This window comes from Streptomyces sp. NBC_01390 (genome assembly GCF_045040105.1).
Classification (GTDB): domain Bacteria; phylum Actinomycetota; class Actinomycetes; order Streptomycetales; family Streptomycetaceae; genus Streptomyces.
In genome coordinates this window covers 8,949,520-8,966,626 of record NZ_CP109551.1, presented here as the reverse complement: position 1 = coordinate 8,966,626, position 17,107 = coordinate 8,949,520, and the positions used below count along the sequence as shown (strand labels likewise).

Genomic DNA, 17,107 nt, shown 5'->3' with positions numbered 1-17,107 from the left:
CCCGCCCGCGCACAATGGGCCCATGCAGAACGTGACCGCCGTGGCCCATCGCGGCGACCCCTACCGCGCCCGTGAGAACACGATCGACTCGCTGCGTTCCGCGCTCGACCGGGGCGCGGACGCGGTCGAGATCGACGTACGGCTCACCCGCGACGGCGTGCCCGTGCTGCTGCACGACGCGACCCTGAAGCGGTTGTGGGAACAGGATCGGCCGCTGGCCGCGCTGTCGGCGGCCGAGGTGCGCGGGCTGACGGAGGGCGGGGTGCCGACGCTCGCGGAGGCCCTGGCCGTGACCGAGGGCAGCCGGGTGATGATCGATCTGCCGGGGTCGCCCGACGTGCGGGCGGTGCGGCGGGTGGTGGACGTGGTCCGGGAGTGCGCGGCGGAGGAACGCGTGTACTACTGCGCGGACGCTCCGGCGATGCTCGCGGTGCGCGCGGCGGACCGGTCCGCCGAGATCGCCCTGACCTGGAAGACCCTCGCGCCCCCGCGGCCCGCCCTGTTGACCGCGATCCGCCCGCGCTGGCTCAACTACCGCTTCACCCTGGTCGACCGGCAGCTCACGGCACGGGTGCACCGGGGCGGTCACCTGCTGTCGGTGTGGACTCCGGACACCCGTCGCTCCATGCGCCGACTGCTGGACGCGGGCGTCGACTCGATCACCACCAACCGGATCGACGCGTTGTGCGCGCTACGGAAGGGATGAGTGAGTCCCGGCCCGTGAGCACGCCGACGCCGCCCTACAGACGGGACTCCTGAGCCACCGTCGCCGGGTCGGCCGGGGCGTCCCTGGTGGCGTACTGCGGGACGGGGGCGTCGTCCCGGCCGGTGTCGCGGACCAGGCCGTAGCGGATGACACCCTTGGGGGGCCCGGTGGTCACGTCGCCCTCCGCGTTGTCCCAGGTCGTCGGGAAGACGTTCAGGTTGTAGTCGGCGCCCCGTTCGTTCACGGTGAGGGTGACGCTGCCGTCGACGTAGAAGTACTCGTTCTGCCACATCTGCTGGGTGCCGGCCGGCGGGACGGTGTAGCCGGTGGTCGAGCTGCCCATGCCGGTCGCGGAACTGTCGGTGCTGCTGACCCGGTCGTCCATCCGGCGGCCACCGCCCGAGGCCACGTGGAAGAGCTTGCCCTTCAGGCCGGTCCAGGTCGGCATGACCAGGCTGCCGGTCCGGTACTGCGTCACGATCTGCCAGCGGACGAGGACATAGCCCTGGCCGCTGAGCGTCACGCCCTCCCCGCGGTGGTTCATGGTGGCATGCGCGCCACCGGTGCTGGTGATCCCGCCCTCGGGTCGGTGCGGGAGGGCGGCGGGCCGCGCGTTCGGGTCGGGTGCCGTGTCGACGGCGTCGACGACCGTGCCGTACAGGTCCGGCTCGGGGCGGGTCGCCGAGGGCGTGGGCGTATGGGTGGGTGTGGGTGACGGCGACGCCGAGGGGGACGCGGACGGGGACGGGGGTGCGGAGGTGGTGGGCGCCTGGGGCCGAGGACGCGCCGTGGGTGCCCCCACGGCCGGCGTCGGGTCCTTCGCGGGGGACGTGACGACATAGGCGCCGCCCGCGATGATCGTCGCCCCGGCGCTCAGGGCGACGGCCGGCTTGGTCAGGGCGCCGAGCACCTTGCCCGACCAGCCGACGGAGGATGCGGTGGTCGCGGCCACAGCCGTCTTGCCGCCGAAGGCCAGCGACAGGGTGAACCCGACGGGCAGCGGGACCAGCGCGATGCCGACGAGGAGCCGTTCCGCCGGTACGACGACCGCTTCGCCGGGGCTCGCGCAGTACGCGCACCCCCTGATGTGCCGGGCCAGCCGCTTGCGCCACACGGAGTCCGGGTCGCCGTCCCAGCGGGCGGTCACTTCCCGCAGGTCGGGGCAGGCGCCGTCGAGCGCCCGGACGATTCCGCGCGACGCCTCCAGGCGCTCCTTCATCCGCTGGACGCGTACGGCGGCGTGCTGCCGGCTGATGCCGACGGCGGCCGCCAGCTCACGGCGGGTGAGTTCGCCCGCGACCTCCAGCCACCACAGCGACAGCAGTTGCCTGTCCTCGTCGTCGAGCCAGCGCACGGCCTCCGCGACCTCGCGCCGCTGCCCCTCCAACTGGAGCCTCAGCACGGTGAGTTCGGCGAAGTCGGCCGCCTCGTCGGCGGTCTCGTCCCGCAGGGCGTCGGTGGTACGGCGGCGGGCGCGGTCCCGGATCTGCCGCATCGCGATCGCGACGAGCCACGACCGGAAGCTGTCCGGGTCGCGCAGTGACCCGAGGTTGTCGACGGCCCGGAGCATGGTCTCCTGCACGACGTCGTCGACGTCGGCGTGACCGTTCAGCGCCCGGCCGACGATGTTGTAGACCAGCGGCAGCCAGCCCGCGACCAGCTCGTCCAGCGCCCGCCGGTCACCGGCCTGCGCCGCAGCGATGGTGGAACTCCACTGGCGCCCGTCCACAAAAGCCCCTTCTCGTACGTGTGTGCACCTTACGTCGCCCTGTTGCACACCAGTTCCCCACCGGGTCGCCACCGGGCCGCCTCAGGAGACGGATCGGAGGCACCGCCGATAACAGTTTTCGCCCCCTCCCCCAGGCCATCCAGTCCGCCCAGGACACGGCCCCTAGGTGCGATCCCCGACAAGTTCCGGAGGTGGTAGGCCAGTTGCCCCTTGGGCGACACCAGGGTGGGCGTCCTTCTTGCCGACGATCCCGGTCACTCCGTGCGGATCAAGAATGTGAGCATCCCCACCAGCCGCAACCCGCAGGAGCAGCAGATGCACCTCCGCCCGCGTACCGCCGTCCGCGCCTCGGCCCTCGCGACCGTCCTGACGCTCACCCTCGCCCTGCCGGCCGGCGCCCTCGCCGCTCCCGCGTCGGCCGCCTCCACTCCCGGCCCGGCGACCGGGCGGGGCACCGCACCGGACGCGAAGGCACTGCGGGCCGCGCTCGCCGGGTTACCGGACGGGGACGCGACGGCGGCTCTCGTACGGGTCGGGGGCACCGGCGGTGTCTGGCGCGGCAGCGCGGGTGTGCACGACCTGGCGAGCGGGCGGGCGGCGGACCCCGACGCGCGTTTCCGGGCCGGATCGACGACGAAGGCGGTCACGGCGGCGGTCGTGCTCCAGCTCGCGGCGGAGGGCGAGGTGGACCTCGACCGACCGGCCCGCCACTACCTTCCGGACCTGATCCCCACCACGTACGCGGGCGTGACCGTACGCATGCTCCTGAACCACACCAGCGGCATCCCGGCCGCCGACGGCACCGGTACGACCTTCGAGGAGTGGTACGCGCACCGCTTCGACCTTCGCTCGCCTCGTGAGATGGTCGCCAACGCCACCGCCAAGCAGCCCGAGTTCACGCCCGGCACCCAGCAGCACTACCTCAACATCAACTACACCGCGCTCGGGCTGCTGATCGAGCGGATCACCGGCCACTCGTACGAACGGGAGACGGCTCGCCGCGTCTTCGCCCCGCTGGGCCTGCGGAACACGTACTTCCCCGGCGTCGACCCGGACATCCGGGGGCCGCACAACCACGGGTACCAGGCCGTGGCGCGCGCAGACGGCACGACGGAGTACCGCGATGTCACGGTGTGGGGCACCACGGACACCTGGGCGGCGGGCGCCATGATCACCACGACGGCGGACCTGGAGCGGTTCCTGACGGCCCTGTTCCGCGGCCGGGTCGTGCCACAGCCGCAGCTGGAGGAGATGTTCACCGTCCCGGCCGACGTGCCGGGCGCCACGATGAGCGCGGGCCTGCAGCGGTATGTCACCGACGACGGTACGGAGTTGTGGCTGAAGTCGGGCGGCCGGTGGGGCTACAACTCGCTCATCGCCGCCACCCGCGACCTGTCCCGCACCCTCGTCTACAGCGTCAACTCGACCGACGCCAAGGGCCAGGGCCTGAACCCCGTCGCCGAGCGCATCGTTCGGGCGGCCTTCACACCGTGACGCCGGCCGCGACCGGGGGCGGGGGCGTCGCCGTCAGTGCCTCCAGCCGCTTGATCCGCTTCCGGACGACGTACAGTGGGATCACCCCGAACACCCCGAACGACAGGTCGATCACCGTCCACCAGAAGGGAATTCCCCGGACCGGCCCGCAGATAAGCGCGAGCGGAACGATCCCCGCGCAGGCGATCATCCCGAACTCGACGACCCAGATGTTGCGTACGGGGTCGCGGTAGGGCCCGTAGAAGGCGACCGCGATGACGAGGTGGGCGAAGGCGAGCCAGTCCGTGCCGTAGAGGACGAAGGGGTAGCGCTCGTCGGTGGCGTCGAGGCCCTCGCGTACCCGCTGGATCCACTCCATCACCCCGGGCAGGTGCTCGGGTACGGACAGGGCCCTCAACAGACTCTCGGTCCAGCGCAGTTCGTGGACGAGGGGGAAGGCCGTGGCGCCACTGAGCACCAGACACACGACGAAGAGGGCCAACCAGGCGCGAATGCCCTTGAGCAGGGCGGCTCTGTCGCTCATGAAAGGCAGCATACGCTCAAGTTGAACACGTTCAAAAGTGCTGCCGCACCACACCGCCGCACCGCCGCACCGCCACGGCGCGCGGCCCCGGACGGAGAACTCCCGTCCGGGGCCGCGCGCGTGTCACTGTCAGCCGGTCAGCCGGTCAGCCGCCGAGCGACGTCATGACGTGCTTGATCCGCGTGTAGTCGTCGAAGCCGTACCCCGAGAGGTCCTTGCCGTAGCCGGACTTCTTGAAGCCGCCGTGGGGCATCTCCGCGACCAGCGGGATGTGGGTGTTGATCCACACACAGCCGAAGTCCAGGACCTTCGACATCCGCATCGCCCGCGAGTGGTCCTTCGTCCAGACCGACGACGCGAGGGCGTAGTCCACGCCATTGGCCCATCCCACGGCCTGCGCCTCGTCCGTGAAGGACTGGACGGTGATGACCGGGCCGAAGACCTCGTTCTGGATGATCTCGTCGTCCTGCTTCAGGCCCGACACGACCGTCGCGGCGTAGAAGTAGCCCTTCTCGCCGACCCGGTGACCGCCCGCCTCGACCTTGGCGTGGGCGGGCAGCCGCTCGATGAAGCCGGAGACCTGCTTCAGCTGGTTCGGGTTGTTGAGCGGCCCGTACAGCACGTCCTCGTCGTCCGGCTGCCCGGTCTTCGTCTCGGCGGCGGCCTTGGCGAGCGCGGCGACGAACTCGTCGTGGATGGACTCCTGGACGAGAACGCGCGTGGCCGCCGTGCAGTCCTGGCCCGCGTTGAAGAAGCCCGCGACCGAGATGTCCTCGACGGCCTTGGCGATGTCGGTGTCCTCGAACACGACGACCGGCGCCTTGCCGCCCAACTCCAGGTGCACGCGCTTGAGGTCCTTCGACGCGGACTCGGCGACCTGCATACCCGCGCGCACCGAACCGGTGATCGACGCCATCGCCGGCGTCGGGTGCTCGACCATCAGCCGGCCGGTGTCACGGTCGCCGGTGACGACGTTGAAGACGCCCTTGGGCAGGATCGAACCGATGATCTCCGCCATGAGCACCGTGGACGCGGGCGTCGTGTCCGACGGCTTGAGCACCACGGTGTTGCCGGCGGCGATCGCCGGGGCGAACTTCCACACGGCCATCATCATCGGGTAGTTCCAGGGCGCGACCTGAGCGCAGACCCCGACCGGCTCGCGCCGGACGATCGACGTCATCCCGTCCATGTACTCGCCGGCGCTGCGCCCCTCCAGCATCCGGGCCGCGCCCGCGAAGAAACGGATCTGGTCCACCATCGGCGGGATCTCCTCGGACCGGGTGAGTCCGATCGGCTTGCCGGTGTTCTCCACCTCGGCCGCGATGAGTTCCTCGGCGCGCTCCTCGAACGCGTCCGCGATCTTCAGGAGATGCTTCTGCCGCTCGGCCGGCGTCTGGTCGCGCCAGGCGGGGAACGCGGCGGCGGCCGCCGCCATGGCGGCGTCGACGTCCGGCTGCCCGGACAGCGGCGCGGTCGCGTACGCCTCGCCCGTCACGGGGTTGACCACCTCGGTGGTCCGCCCGTCGGCGGCGTCCCGGAACTCACCATCGATGTAGTTGCGCAGACGACGCAGCTCGGTGCTCACTGCCGGCCCTCCAGGTTCGGATGTCGATCGACTCGGGGGTCGACCGGCTCGGTGTCCATTGACTGAGACACCCACCCTATTCCGCAGTCCGACGTTTTCAACACCCCCGGCGCCTCGCAAGCTGCGAAATCCGCAAGACAAGCGTCCATGAACAACGAATTTCATCGATCGAGCCTTGCGAAACCGTCGACTCCTCGTGCACAGTGAGCGCGTGGCCAGTCGAAGCGCAGAGCACAGGGACTCCCGCGAGTCCAGGAACGGCACCCCCCAGCTGGACGCCGTCTCCCTCGGCATCATCGAGCAGCTCCAGGAGGACGGCCGCAGACCGTACGCGGCGATCGGCAAGGCGGTGGGCCTCTCGGAGGCGGCCGTGCGCCAGCGCGTCCAGAAGCTGCTCGACCAGGGCGTGATGCAGATCGTCGCCGTCACGGACCCGCTCACCGTGGGTTTCCGCAGGCAGGCCATGGTCGGCGTCAACGTCGACGGCGACCTGGACCCCGTGGCCGACGCCCTGAGCGCCATGTCGGAAGTCGAGTACGTGGTGATGACCGCGGGCTCCTTCGACATCCTCGCCGAGATCGTCTGCGAGGACGACGACCACCTGCTGGACGTCATCAACAAACGCATACGGGCTCTGCCCGGCGTGCGCTCCACCGAAAGCTTCGTCTACCTCAAGCTCAAGAAGCAGACCTACATGTGGGGAACCCGATAACCGTGACGACCACCGACAGCCACAGCTCCAAGGACCTCAGCCGCACCGCGTACGACCACCTGTGGATGCACTTCACCCGCATGTCGTCGTACGAGAACGCCCCCGTCCCGACGATCGTCCGGGGCGAGGGCACGTACATCTTCGACGACAAGGGCCGGCGCTACCTCGACGGTCTGGCGGGGCTGTTCGTGGTCCAGGCCGGTCACGGCCGTACCGAACTGGCCGAGACCGCGTTCAAGCAGGCGCAGGAGCTGGCCTTCTTCCCCGTGTGGTCGTACGCGCACCCGAAGGCGGTGGAGCTGGCGGAACGTTTGGCCAACTACGCACCGGGCGACCTCAACAAGGTCTTCTTCACCACCGGTGGCGGCGAGGCCGTCGAGACCGCCTGGAAGCTGGCCAAGCAGTACTTCAAGCTGGTCGGCAAACCCACCAAGTACAAGGTCATCTCACGTGCCGTCGCCTACCACGGCACCCCGCAGGGAGCCCTGTCCATCACCGGCTTGCCAGGCCTGAAGGCGCCCTTCGAGCCGCTCGTCCCCGGCGCCCACAAGGTCCCGAACACCAACATCTACCGCGCCCCGATCCACGGCGACGACCCGGAGGCGTACGGCCGCTGGGCCGCCGACCAGATCGAACAGGAGATCCTCTTCGAGGGCGCGGACACCGTGGCCGCCGTGTTCCTGGAGCCGGTGCAGAACGCGGGCGGCTGCTTCCCGCCCCCGCCCGGCTACTTCCAGCGGGTCCGCGAGATCTGCGACCGCCACGACGTCCTGCTCGTCTCGGACGAGGTCATCTGCGCCTTCGGCCGCCTCGGCACGATGTTCGCGTGCGACAAGTTCGACTACGTACCGGACATGATCACCTGCGCCAAGGGCATGACCTCGGGCTACTCCCCGATCGGCGCGTGCATCATCTCGGACCGGCTCGCCGAGCCGTTCTACCAGGGCGACAATATGTTCCTGCACGGCTACACCTTCGGCGGCCACCCGGTGTCGGCGGCCGTGGGCCTGGCCAACCTCGACCTGTTCGAGCGCGAGAACCTCAACCAGCATGTGCTGGACAACGAGGGCGCGTTCCGCTCGACCCTGGAGAAGCTGCACGACCTGCCCATCGTCGGTGACGTCCGGGGCAACGGCTTCTTCTACGGCATCGAACTGGTCAAGGACAAGGCGACCAAGGAGTCCTTCGACGCGGAGGAGACGGAACGTATCCTCTACGGCTTCCTCTCCAAGGCCCTCTTCGAGAACGGCCTGTACTGCCGTGCCGACGACCGCGGCGACCCGGTCGTCCAGCTCGCCCCGCCGCTGATCGCGAACCAGGAGACGTTCGACGAGATCGAACAGATCCTGCGCGCGACACTGACGGAGGCATGGACCAAGCTGTAGCGCTCCGTCGGCGGCCCGGAGTGTCATCCGCGGGTCCGTCGTGGCTGGTCGCGCAGTTCCCCGCGCCCCTTTGGGGCGCGGCTGAACCTGCCTGTACAGCCCGGGTACACCCGTGCGAGTGAGAACGGGCGTACCCGGGCCGTGTGCTGTCCGGCCTCGCGCCGCCCGAAACCTAGCGTGCCTGTAACCGATCGGCCCTGTCTTCGTTCCCCCGCACGGGGGATGGACTCAGGGAATTACGGATCTGAACGAGGTGTACGCCCATGGTGGCCCCGCCGGACAACGACGTGCTCTGGGCACGCGCCCTGCACTACCAGCACAACGACGGCTCGCCGGCGCTGAGCGGCATCTCGCTCGGTGTCCGGGAGGGCGAGATCCTCGCCGTCAGCGGCCCGCGCGGCAGCGGCAAGACGACCCTGCTGCGCTGCCTCTCGGGCCTGGTACGACCGCTGCGGGGCGAGGTCTGGTTCAACAGCGTGCCCGTGCACAAGATGGGGCCGCTCACCCGTGAACGGCTGCGCCGCGACCGGTTCGGCTGGATCGACCCGGCCCCGGTCCTCGTACCGGAACTGAACGTCTGGGAGAACGCGGCCCTGCCGCTCATGCTGCGCGGCACCAGCCGCCGGCGTGCCAAGACGGCGGCCCTGGAGTGGCTGGAGCGCCTGGACATCGGCGACCGGGCCCGCAAACGGCCCTGTGAACTGCGCCAGTCCGAACGCCAGCGCGTCTCGATCGCCCGCGCGCTCGCCCCGGGCCCCACGGTCCTCTTCGCCGACGAGCCCACGGCGCCCCTCTACCAGGCGGACCGGGCGCACGTCCTGCGGACGCTGACGACAGCGGCCCGCTCGCACGGCATCACGGTGGTCCTTGCGACGCACGACGCGGACACGGCTGCGCTCGCGGACCGCACGGTCTCGCTGCTCGACGGGCGGCGCGTGAACACCCTCCACCTGCCGCCGGTCAACGCGAACGACACGGAGACCGGGGCCGGAACCAAAACCGGAACCGGGACAGGAACCGGGACAGGAACCGGGACCGACGCGGAAGGCCGGGCCGCGTGCTCGCTCTCCGTCTAGCCCTCGGCGCCCACCCGGGCGTCCAGTTCCGGCGTCTCCTGGTCGCGACGGCGTCGGCTGCCACGGGTTTCCTGCTCCTGGGTACCCTGGGCCACGCCCTCGCCCACCAGAGCACCCCCGGCGGCTCGGCCCTGCGCCTGGCCTGGTGCGTGGCCCCCCTGGCGGCCACGGTCTATTTCGCGGTGACGGTGGCCCGCACGGACCCCGGGACCAGACCGCGCCCCGGTCTGTCGGCGATCGGCCTGGGCCCGGCCCGGCTGATGGCCGTCGCGGCCACGACGACGGTCCTGTCCTGCACCCTGGGTTCGATGCTGGCCCTGCTCTTCTTCCTCCATCTGCGGGGCGACCTGACGGGCATGCCGTTCGACGGCGACGCGGCCGACTTCCTGGCCGCCGACCGCCCCCTCCCCCTCCCGGCCGCCCTGACGTTGCTGACGCTGGTACCGGTGGCGGCGTCCGTCTCGGTCGCCCTGACCCTGCGGCCGACGGAGACACACCCGGCGCCGGGCAAGGGCACCCGCCTGCGGAGGTACGGCCGGTTCGGAGCGGAGGGCGCCCAGAGCCCCCGGGAGACGTTCGGCGCGTACGGCCGGTTCGGCGCCCAGCTGCGCCTCACACCCCGTCAGGCGCCGGACAGCGCGCCCGGCCCTGCAGAGCCGGCCCCGAGCGCCGCCGAAACCCCGGACCAGGTCACCGGCCCCGCCCCCGACCCCGCAGACCTCACCCCGATCGACCCGCACGCCCTCCCCGCCCCGCGCCCCACTCCCCGGGGCCTCCCCTGGGGCATCGCCGTGCTCGCGGCCGGCCTCGCCGTCGAGGCGTACGCCGCCCGCGCCCCCCACACCCGCCTCGCCATGCCCGGCGGAGTCACCGGCAGCCCCGCCGCCGTCCTCGTCGGCTGGGTCCTCACCGCCCTGGGCCTCGCCCTGGCCGGACCCTGCCTCACCCATTTCTGCGGCCGCCTCCTCCAGGCCGTCCGCCCGGGCGCCCTCCGGCTGCTGGCCGGCCGCGTCCTCATGGAGGAGGCGACCCGCATCGGCCGCCCCCTGGGCGTCGTCTGCGCCGTGGCTTCGGGCGCGTACGCCATGATCGTGCTGTACGACCACGCCGCCGACGACCCGTCCCTCGGCCCCCTCACCGCCCTGGGCGCCCTGGTCGTGGCGGGCTGCGCCGTCGCCACGCTCCTCACGGCCGCCGCCGAGGCCAGACGCGCCCGCGCGGACACCACCGCCGCCCTGCTCCGGCTGGGCGCACCGGCCACCACCCTGCGTACCGCCGCAGGCCTGCGCGCCGCCGCCCTCCTCGCCCTGTTCGCCCCGCTGACCTTCCTGATCGCGGAGCTGGCGGCGCTGCCGCTGACCGCCCGATAGCCCGATAGCCCGCACGAAAACCCGTACGAAGAAAATCCGTACGCACCGATGAGTTCCGCACAGTCCGCGGGTCTACCCCACCGAACAGCACCACACCGACGGGAGAGACCCTCATGAGCGAGTACCAGCAGATGATCTTCGTGAACCTGGCCGTCAGCGACGTCGACGCCTCGAAGAAGTTCTTCACCGAGCTCGGGTACACGATCAACCCGCAGTTCACGACGGACGACTGCGCCTGTGTCGTGATCAGCGACACCATCATCGCGATGCTGCTGAGCAAGCCGCGCTACGCCGACTTCACGAAGAAGGAGATCGCGGACTCGACGAAGACCAGCGAGGTCCTCATCTGTCTGAGCGCCGAGAGCCGCGCCAAGGTCGACGAGCTGGTCGACGGAGCGCTCGCGGCGGGCGGCACCGAGCCGCGCGAGGCGCAGGACTACGGCCAGATGTACGGTCGCGCGTTCGACGACGTCGACGGCCACACCTGGGAGGTCATGTGGATGGACCCGGCGGCCGTCCAGAGCTGACAAGTGCCGTGCTTACATGGGCGGGTGCAGACGAGCCCCGCCCATGCGGCCCACCACGACGACCGTGAGATCGAGACGCTCCAGGAGTTCGACGCGGTCGTCTCGGCCCGCGGCACCCTCGCCGGATTCCGTGTCCAGTCCGTCGATCTGACGGACCGTACGAAGGAACTGCTGACCAGCAGCGCCGCCGGCGCCGTCTTTCTCGGCTGCCCGATGCGTCCGGACGCGGCGGCGAAGATCCGCACGGACGGTGCCCTGGTCTTCCCGCCGGTCCCGGACCTGCCCTTCGACCCGTACCGCGGCCATCTCTACTCGCCGGACGAGCTGTTCGCCGGGCTCGACGACGGCTACGAGCGGACCCCCGACGCCCTCGGGTACGCCTGGTTCCAGCGCACCAAGGCCGACGGCGACATCTTCGCCTCGATGCTGCGCTCCGTCCACGACGACGCCGTCTCCGACGCCCTCGACGAACTCCTGCGCCAGGCACGGGTGGTGGGGGTGATGGGGGGTCACGCGATGGCACGCGGCACGCGGGAGTACGCCGGTGCCGCGCGCCTGGGGCGCGAGCTGACGCGCACCGGGTTCACCGTGGCCACCGGCGGCGGCCCGGGCGCGATGGAGGCGGCGAACCTCGGCGCGTACGCGGCCCCGTTCGAGGACGCCATGCTGGACGACGCGTGCCAACTCCTCGCCGGGGCACCGTCGTTCACGCCCTCGATCACCGACTGGGCGCGGGCGGCCTTCGAGGTCCGCGCGCGCTGGCCCGAAGGGGCCGGCTCGGTGGGCATCCCGACCTGGTTCTACGGGCACGAACCGCCGAACGCCTTCGCCTCGCACATCGCCAAGTACTTCGCCAACGCCACCCGCGAGGACGGGCTGTTGGCCCGCTCGAACGCCGGGATAGTCTTCCTGCCGGGCGCCGCCGGGACCGTACAGGAGATCTTCGACAACGCGACCCCGAACTACTACCAGTCGCGCGGCGAGCCCACGCCCATGGTCCTGGTGGACCGCGTCCACTGGACCGAGCGGCTGCCCGCCTGGCCACTGCTCCAATCACTGGCGCGGGAGCGGGCGATGGAGGACCGAATCGCCCTGGTCGACCGGATTGAGGACGCTCCGGAGGCTTTGAAACGCCTCGGCGGTTAACGGGTAGGCAAAGACCAATGCTTGGAGCCTGCATACAGATTGACAGCCCTTATGCTGCGCTTATAAACCTGTGAGACTCGTGGGGGTGACGAGGTGATGAGGTCTCTTCACTCCCTCCACCCCCCTCAGTTGTGCATCCCGTGAAGGGCAACCGTGTCCATAACTTTCCGTACCGCGCGTACCGTGCGCATCCTCGGTGTTGCCTCCGCCTCGGCCGCGCTCGCGCTGGGCGTCGCAGGCAACGCGTTCGCCTGCAACATCACTGAGTTCTCCGCCGTCGCCAAGTGCGACGGCGAAAAGGGCGTCATCAGCGTCACCGACAAGGACGCGTCGGGCACCCCCGCCACAGTCACCGTGTACCTGGGTGAGAAGGTCATCGGCACCCAGGACGTCGTGGGCAGCCGCGAAGGCGTCACCGTCGACTTCTCGGAGGACTGGGCGCCGAACACGACGTACCGCGTTCGCGTCCAGGCCGAGCGCGCTCGCCTCGACCAGGACATCAAGGGGGGCGTGACTACCCCGGGCGACGCCTGCAAGACGGAGCCGACCCCGACTCCGACCCCCACCCCGTCGGCTTCGCAGCCGGAGGAGTCGGCCACCCCGACCCCGTCGGCCTCGGAGCCCGAGGAGTCGGCCACCCCGACCCCGTCGGCCGACGAGAGCACTCCGGCCGCCCCCGCGGACAGCGTTCCGACGCCTGCGGGCGGTAGCTCCAACCTCGCCGAGACCGGCGCCAGCTCGAACACCGGTGTGATCGCCGGTATCGCGGCGGCCCTGGTCGTCGTCGGCGGCGGCGCCGTCTTCTTCGGCCTGCGCCGTCGTGGGACGTCCAGCAACTGACGTTCCGCTCGCCGTATCCGCAGTACCCGGCTGTACGTTGTGGCCCGTCCCGTGTGTCAGGGGGCGGGCCACTTCGCTGTCGTCGAAGGTGCCGGGTGCGCGGGCCGCGCGGGGCGGCCTTCGCATGAGGACGGATACCGCGGGCACCTGACCCCACGGGTGGGGCCCGGCTAGCCGAGTACGACGATCTCGGACGCGTCGAAGACCACGCCGACCTCGGCGCCCGGCTCCGGTGCCTCGCGCAGCGCGCACGCGGCCTCCAGGCGGGGCGCGTTCTCGGGCCGCAGCTGTACGGCGACATGCGTACCCCGGAAGGTGCGCGAGGTCACGGCGCAGCGCAGGCCCTCGGCGGCAGGCACCAGGCGCACACCGGCGGGCCGTACGAGCAGGGTGCGCGGCCCCTGAGCAGCGCCCTCGGGGACCGGCATCTTGCCCCAGGGGGTGTCGGCGACCTGCCCGCTCACCGTGGCCGGGACGATGTTGTCGAAGCCGAGGAAGCGTGCCACGAACTCGTCGTCGGGCCGCTGCCAGACCTCAAGTGGCGTGCCGGACTGGGCGATCAGCCCGTCACGCATCACGATCACCCGGTCGGCGAGGGCGAAGGCCTCGCCCTGGTCGTGGGTGACGGCGAGCACGGTGGTGCCCAACCGGCCGAACATCTCCCTCAGTTCGACGACGAGACGCTCGCGCAGCGAGCGGTCCAGCTGGCCGAACGGTTCGTCGAGCATCAGCAGACGGGGGCGCGGCGCGAGAGCCCGGGCTAGGGCGACGCGCTGCTGTTCCCCACCGGAGAGCGCGGCGACGGCCCGTCCGGCAGCCCCCGGCAGCCCGACCAGGTCCAGCAACTCCCGTACCCGTACGTCCTGTTGATCCTTGGATACGCGGTGCATGCGCAGCCCGAAGGCGACGTTGGCGCCGACGTCCCGCTGCGGGAACAGCTGGTGGTCCTGGAACATCAGGCCCACCTCGCGCTTGTGCGCGGGCACCCCGGCGAGGTCCTGACCGTCGAGCAACACCCGTCCCCCATCGAGGGGTTGGAGTCCGGCGACCGCCCGCAGCAGCGTCGACTTCCCGCTGCCGCTGGGGCCCAGCACGCACACGATCTCGTGCTCGACGACATCGAGGCCGACACCGTCGAGCACCGCCCGCGCCCCGAACCGTACGGTCGCTCCTTCGAGACTGAGCATGGTCAGAACTCCCCGGTCCGGTCGGTCCGCAGCCGCTCCAGCACGAGCAGAGCCACCGCGCACACCACCATCAAGATCGTCGAAAGGGCCATCGCCTGGCCGTAGTTGAGGTCCCCGGGCCGGCCCAGCAGACGGGCCACGGCGACCGGCAGGGTCGGGTTGTCGGGCCGGGCGATGAACACGGTCGCCCCGAACTCGCCCAGCGACACGGCGAACGCGAACCCGGCCGCGACCAGCAACGCCCGCCGCACGATGGGCAGATCAACCTCGCGCCAGACCCGCCAGGGAGAGGCCCCGAGCACGGCCGCCGCCTCCCTGAGCCGCCCGTCCACGGCACGCAGCACCGGCAGCATGGTCCGCACGACGAACGGCACCCCGACCAGCGCCTGCGCGAGCGGTACGAGGATCCAGCTGCTCCGCAGATCGAGCGGCGGCTCGTCGAGCGCGATGAGGAACCCGAACCCGACGGTCACCGCCGACACCCCGAGCGGCAGCATCAACAGCGCGTCGAACCCTCGTACGAGCCGCCCGGCATCGCGCCGGGTGAGCGCCACGGCGGCCAGCGACCCGACGACGACGGCGATACCGGTGGCGGCGAGGGCGTACTGGAGCGAGTTCCCGATGGCGGCGATCGGCGCCACCAGGAAGATGCCGGAGTCGTCGCGGGTGAGCGCCCGGTAGTAGCCGAGGCCCGAGCCGCCGGGCATGGCGAACGACCGCTGGACGAGTACGGCGAGCGGCAGCACCAGCAGGACGGCGATGCTCACGAGCACTCCGCCGAGCAGGGCCCACTGGCCCCGGCCGCGCGGCCGGCGTGCTGTCGTCTCCGGTGCCACGAGCCGCAGCGCGCTCTCCCGTCGCCGTACCGTCCGGGCGTGCACGGCGAGAACCGCGCCCACCGCGACGAACTGGACGATGGTCAGCACGGCGGCCGTGGCGAGGTCGAAGATCTCCGAGGTCTGGCGGTAGATCTCCACTTCGAGGGTGGCGAAGGTCGGTCCGCCGAGGATCTGCACCACTCCGAAGGAGGTGAAGGTGAAGAGGAAGACCATGAGCCCGGCGGCGGCGACGGCGGGCGCGAGGGCGGGCAGGGTGACCTGCCGCCAGGCGGCGAACCGCGAGGCGCCGAGAACCCGCGCGGCCTCCTCCTGGCGCGGGTCGAGCTGCGCCCAGAGCCCGCCGACCGTCCGTACGACGACGGCGTAGTTGAAGAAGACATGCGCGAGCAGGATCGCCCACACGGTCGTGTCCAGCCGTACGCCCCACAGCTGGTCGAGCAGTCCGGCGCGCCCGACCAGCGCCAGGAAGGCAGTACCGACGACGACGGTCGGCAGCACGAACGGCACGGTCACCACGGCCCGCAGAATCTGCTTGCCCCTGAAATCGAAGCGCGCGAAGACGTACGCGCCGGGGAGCGCGACCAGCAGCGTGAGCGCGGTGGACGCGAACGCCTGCCAGACGGTGAACCACAGGACATGCCGGATCCCGGGGTCCCCCAGCACGTCCCCCACCTGCCCCAGCCGCCAGACCCCGTCGACGTGCAGGCCCCGCGCGACGATCGCGGCGACGGGATAGGCGAAGAAGAGCGCGAAGAAGACGACGGGCACCACCAGCAGGGCACCGCGCAGAGCGGCGCCCTGCCGGCGCACAGCCGCCGGGACCGCTGCCGCTACTTCAGTACGAGCGATGTCCACGACTTGACCCACTGGTCACGGTGTTCGGCGATCTTCGCGGGGTCCATCGTCTCGGGGTCCTTGGCCTGCGGCCCGAACTCGGTGAACTCGGCAGGCACCTTGGCGCCCCCACGCACCGGGTACACGAACATGTTGAGCGGCATGTCCTCCTGGAAGGCCTTGCCCACCAGGAAGTCGAGCAGCGCCTTGCCGCCCTTGCTGTTCCCGGCGTTGCTGAGCAGTCCTGCGTACTCGATCTGCCGGAAGCAGGTGCCGGTCGCGACGCCGGTCGGCGCGGTGGTCGGCTTCGGGTCGGCAAAGATCACCTCGGCGGGCGGCGAGGAGGCGTACGAGACGACGAGCGGCCGGTCCGCCTTGGCCTTCTTGCCGCCGGCCGACCCGGAGAACTCCTCGTTGTAGGCCTGCTCCCAGCCGTCGACGACCTTCACGCCGTTGGCCTTGAGCTTCGTCCAGTAGCCGGCCCAGCCGTCGTCGCCGTACCTCGCGGCGCTGCCGAGCAGAAAGCCGAGTCCGGGCGAGGAGGTGGAGGCGTTCTCCGTGACGAGGAGATCCTTGTAGGCGGGCTTGACCAGATCGTCGAAGGACTCGGGCGGCGTCAGCTTGTGCTCGCTGAACCAGGCCTTGTCGTAGTTGACGCAGATGTCGCCGGTGTCGATCGGCGTGACCCGGTGCTTGTCCGCGTCGGTCCGGTACGCGGGCAGGATCGCGTCGGCGTCCTTCACCTCGTACGACTGGAACAGCCCGTTGTCGAGCGCGCGGGAGAGCAGGGTGTTGTCGACGCCGAAGAAGACGTCGCCCTGCGGGTTGTCCTTGGTCAGGATCGCCTTGTTGACGGCCTGGCCGGCATCGCCGTCCTTGAGGACCTTGACGGTGTACCCGGACTGCTTCTCGAAGGCGGCGAGGACACCCTTCGAGACGGCCCACGAGTCATGGCTGACGAGGGTGACGGTCTTGGAGTCCGCCGCCGAACCGCTGCCGCCGTCCCCGGACCCGCACGCGGACAGCGTGACGAGCCCGAGCCCGACGGCAAGGGCCGTGACCTGCTTGGTGATGCTCACCGGATTTTTCCTCCTGGGATGACCAGGAAGAGACGCGGCCCTGCCCGGACCCCATGACGGGTTCCGGGCAGGGCG

Annotated in this window: 15 protein-coding genes; 9 read left to right on the top strand and 6 right to left on the bottom strand. The window is 70.9% G+C overall.

Annotation, left to right across the window (positions count from 1 at the left end; translation table 11 throughout):
- Positions 1-22 precede the first annotated feature (22 nt).
- Complete coding sequence (locus OG241_RS40325; protein ID WP_405822716.1) at positions 23-706, top strand: glycerophosphodiester phosphodiesterase; 684 nt, start codon at positions 23-25, stop codon at positions 704-706.
- Between the two features lie 34 nt (positions 707-740).
- Here OG241_RS40325 and OG241_RS40320 read toward each other — a convergent pair whose 3' ends face one another.
- The gene (locus OG241_RS40320) at positions 741-2,435 is read right to left on the bottom strand and encodes an RNA polymerase sigma factor (RefSeq protein WP_405822714.1); all 1,695 of its coding nucleotides are present in this window, start codon (positions 2,433-2,435) and stop codon (positions 741-743) included.
- Positions 2,436-2,750: 315 nt separating this feature from the next.
- On the opposite strand from OG241_RS40320, the gene OG241_RS40315 reads away from it, so the two are divergent.
- Positions 2,751-3,929: a serine hydrolase domain-containing protein gene (locus OG241_RS40315; RefSeq protein WP_405826700.1), complete on the top strand. Its 1,179-nt coding sequence runs from the start codon at positions 2,751-2,753 to the stop codon at positions 3,927-3,929.
- Here the strand turns inward: OG241_RS40315 and OG241_RS40310 are convergent.
- A complete protein-coding gene (locus OG241_RS40310) occupies positions 3,919-4,452 on the bottom strand; it encodes a hypothetical protein (protein ID WP_405822712.1) in 534 nt (177 codons plus the stop codon). The genes OG241_RS40315 and OG241_RS40310 overlap by 11 nt on opposite strands.
- A 145-nt stretch (positions 4,453-4,597) precedes the next feature.
- Complete coding sequence (locus tag OG241_RS40305) at positions 4,598-6,037, bottom strand: gamma-aminobutyraldehyde dehydrogenase (protein WP_405822710.1); 1,440 nt, start codon at positions 6,035-6,037, stop codon at positions 4,598-4,600.
- 196 nt (positions 6,038-6,233) lie between these two features.
- Between OG241_RS40305 and OG241_RS40300 the strand changes: the two genes are divergently transcribed.
- The 7 genes from OG241_RS40300 (at position 6,234) to OG241_RS40270 (ending at position 13,093) form a co-directional block, all read left to right on the top strand.
- Positions 6,234-6,749, top strand: a complete 516-nt coding sequence (locus OG241_RS40300; RefSeq protein ID WP_319095154.1) for an Lrp/AsnC family transcriptional regulator — start codon at positions 6,234-6,236, stop codon at positions 6,747-6,749.
- A gap of 65 nt (positions 6,750-6,814) precedes the next feature.
- Positions 6,815-8,134, top strand: coding sequence for an aspartate aminotransferase family protein (locus OG241_RS40295; protein ID WP_405826698.1), 1,320 nt, complete (start codon positions 6,815-6,817; stop codon positions 8,132-8,134).
- A 263-nt stretch (positions 8,135-8,397) separates the two neighbouring features.
- The gene (locus tag OG241_RS40290) at positions 8,398-9,210 is read left to right on the top strand and encodes an ABC transporter ATP-binding protein (protein WP_405822708.1); all 813 of its coding nucleotides are present in this window, start codon (positions 8,398-8,400) and stop codon (positions 9,208-9,210) included.
- The gene (locus OG241_RS40285) at positions 9,192-10,580 is read left to right on the top strand and encodes a hypothetical protein (protein ID WP_405822706.1); all 1,389 of its coding nucleotides are present in this window, start codon (positions 9,192-9,194) and stop codon (positions 10,578-10,580) included. Before OG241_RS40290 ends, OG241_RS40285 begins: the two co-directional genes overlap by 19 nt.
- A gap of 113 nt (positions 10,581-10,693) precedes the next feature.
- Entirely contained in the window at positions 10,694-11,107 is a 414-nt protein-coding gene (locus OG241_RS40280; RefSeq protein WP_405822704.1) for a VOC family protein, read from the top strand.
- Between the two features lie 24 nt (positions 11,108-11,131).
- A complete protein-coding gene (locus OG241_RS40275; RefSeq protein WP_405822702.1) occupies positions 11,132-12,253 on the top strand; it encodes an LOG family protein in 1,122 nt (373 codons plus the stop codon).
- 153 nt (positions 12,254-12,406) lie between these two features.
- Positions 12,407-13,093, top strand: coding sequence for an LAETG motif-containing sortase-dependent surface protein (locus OG241_RS40270; protein ID WP_405822700.1), 687 nt, complete (start codon positions 12,407-12,409; stop codon positions 13,091-13,093).
- A 170-nt stretch (positions 13,094-13,263) separates the two neighbouring features.
- On the opposite strand, the gene OG241_RS40265 is transcribed toward OG241_RS40270, so the two are convergent.
- The 3 genes from OG241_RS40265 to OG241_RS40255 are packed head-to-tail and all read right to left on the bottom strand — an operon-like array spanning position 13,264 to position 17,032.
- Complete coding sequence (locus OG241_RS40265; RefSeq protein ID WP_405822698.1) at positions 13,264-14,280, bottom strand: ABC transporter ATP-binding protein; 1,017 nt, start codon at positions 14,278-14,280, stop codon at positions 13,264-13,266.
- Positions 14,281-14,282: 2 nt separating this feature from the next.
- A complete protein-coding gene (locus OG241_RS40260) occupies positions 14,283-15,974 on the bottom strand; it encodes an ABC transporter permease (RefSeq protein ID WP_405822697.1) in 1,692 nt (563 codons plus the stop codon).
- Entirely contained in the window at positions 15,950-17,032 is a 1,083-nt protein-coding gene (locus OG241_RS40255; protein WP_405822695.1) for a thiamine ABC transporter substrate binding subunit, read from the bottom strand. The genes OG241_RS40260 and OG241_RS40255 overlap by 25 nt, the downstream gene beginning before the upstream one ends.
- Between the last annotated feature and the right edge of the window lie 75 nt (positions 17,033-17,107).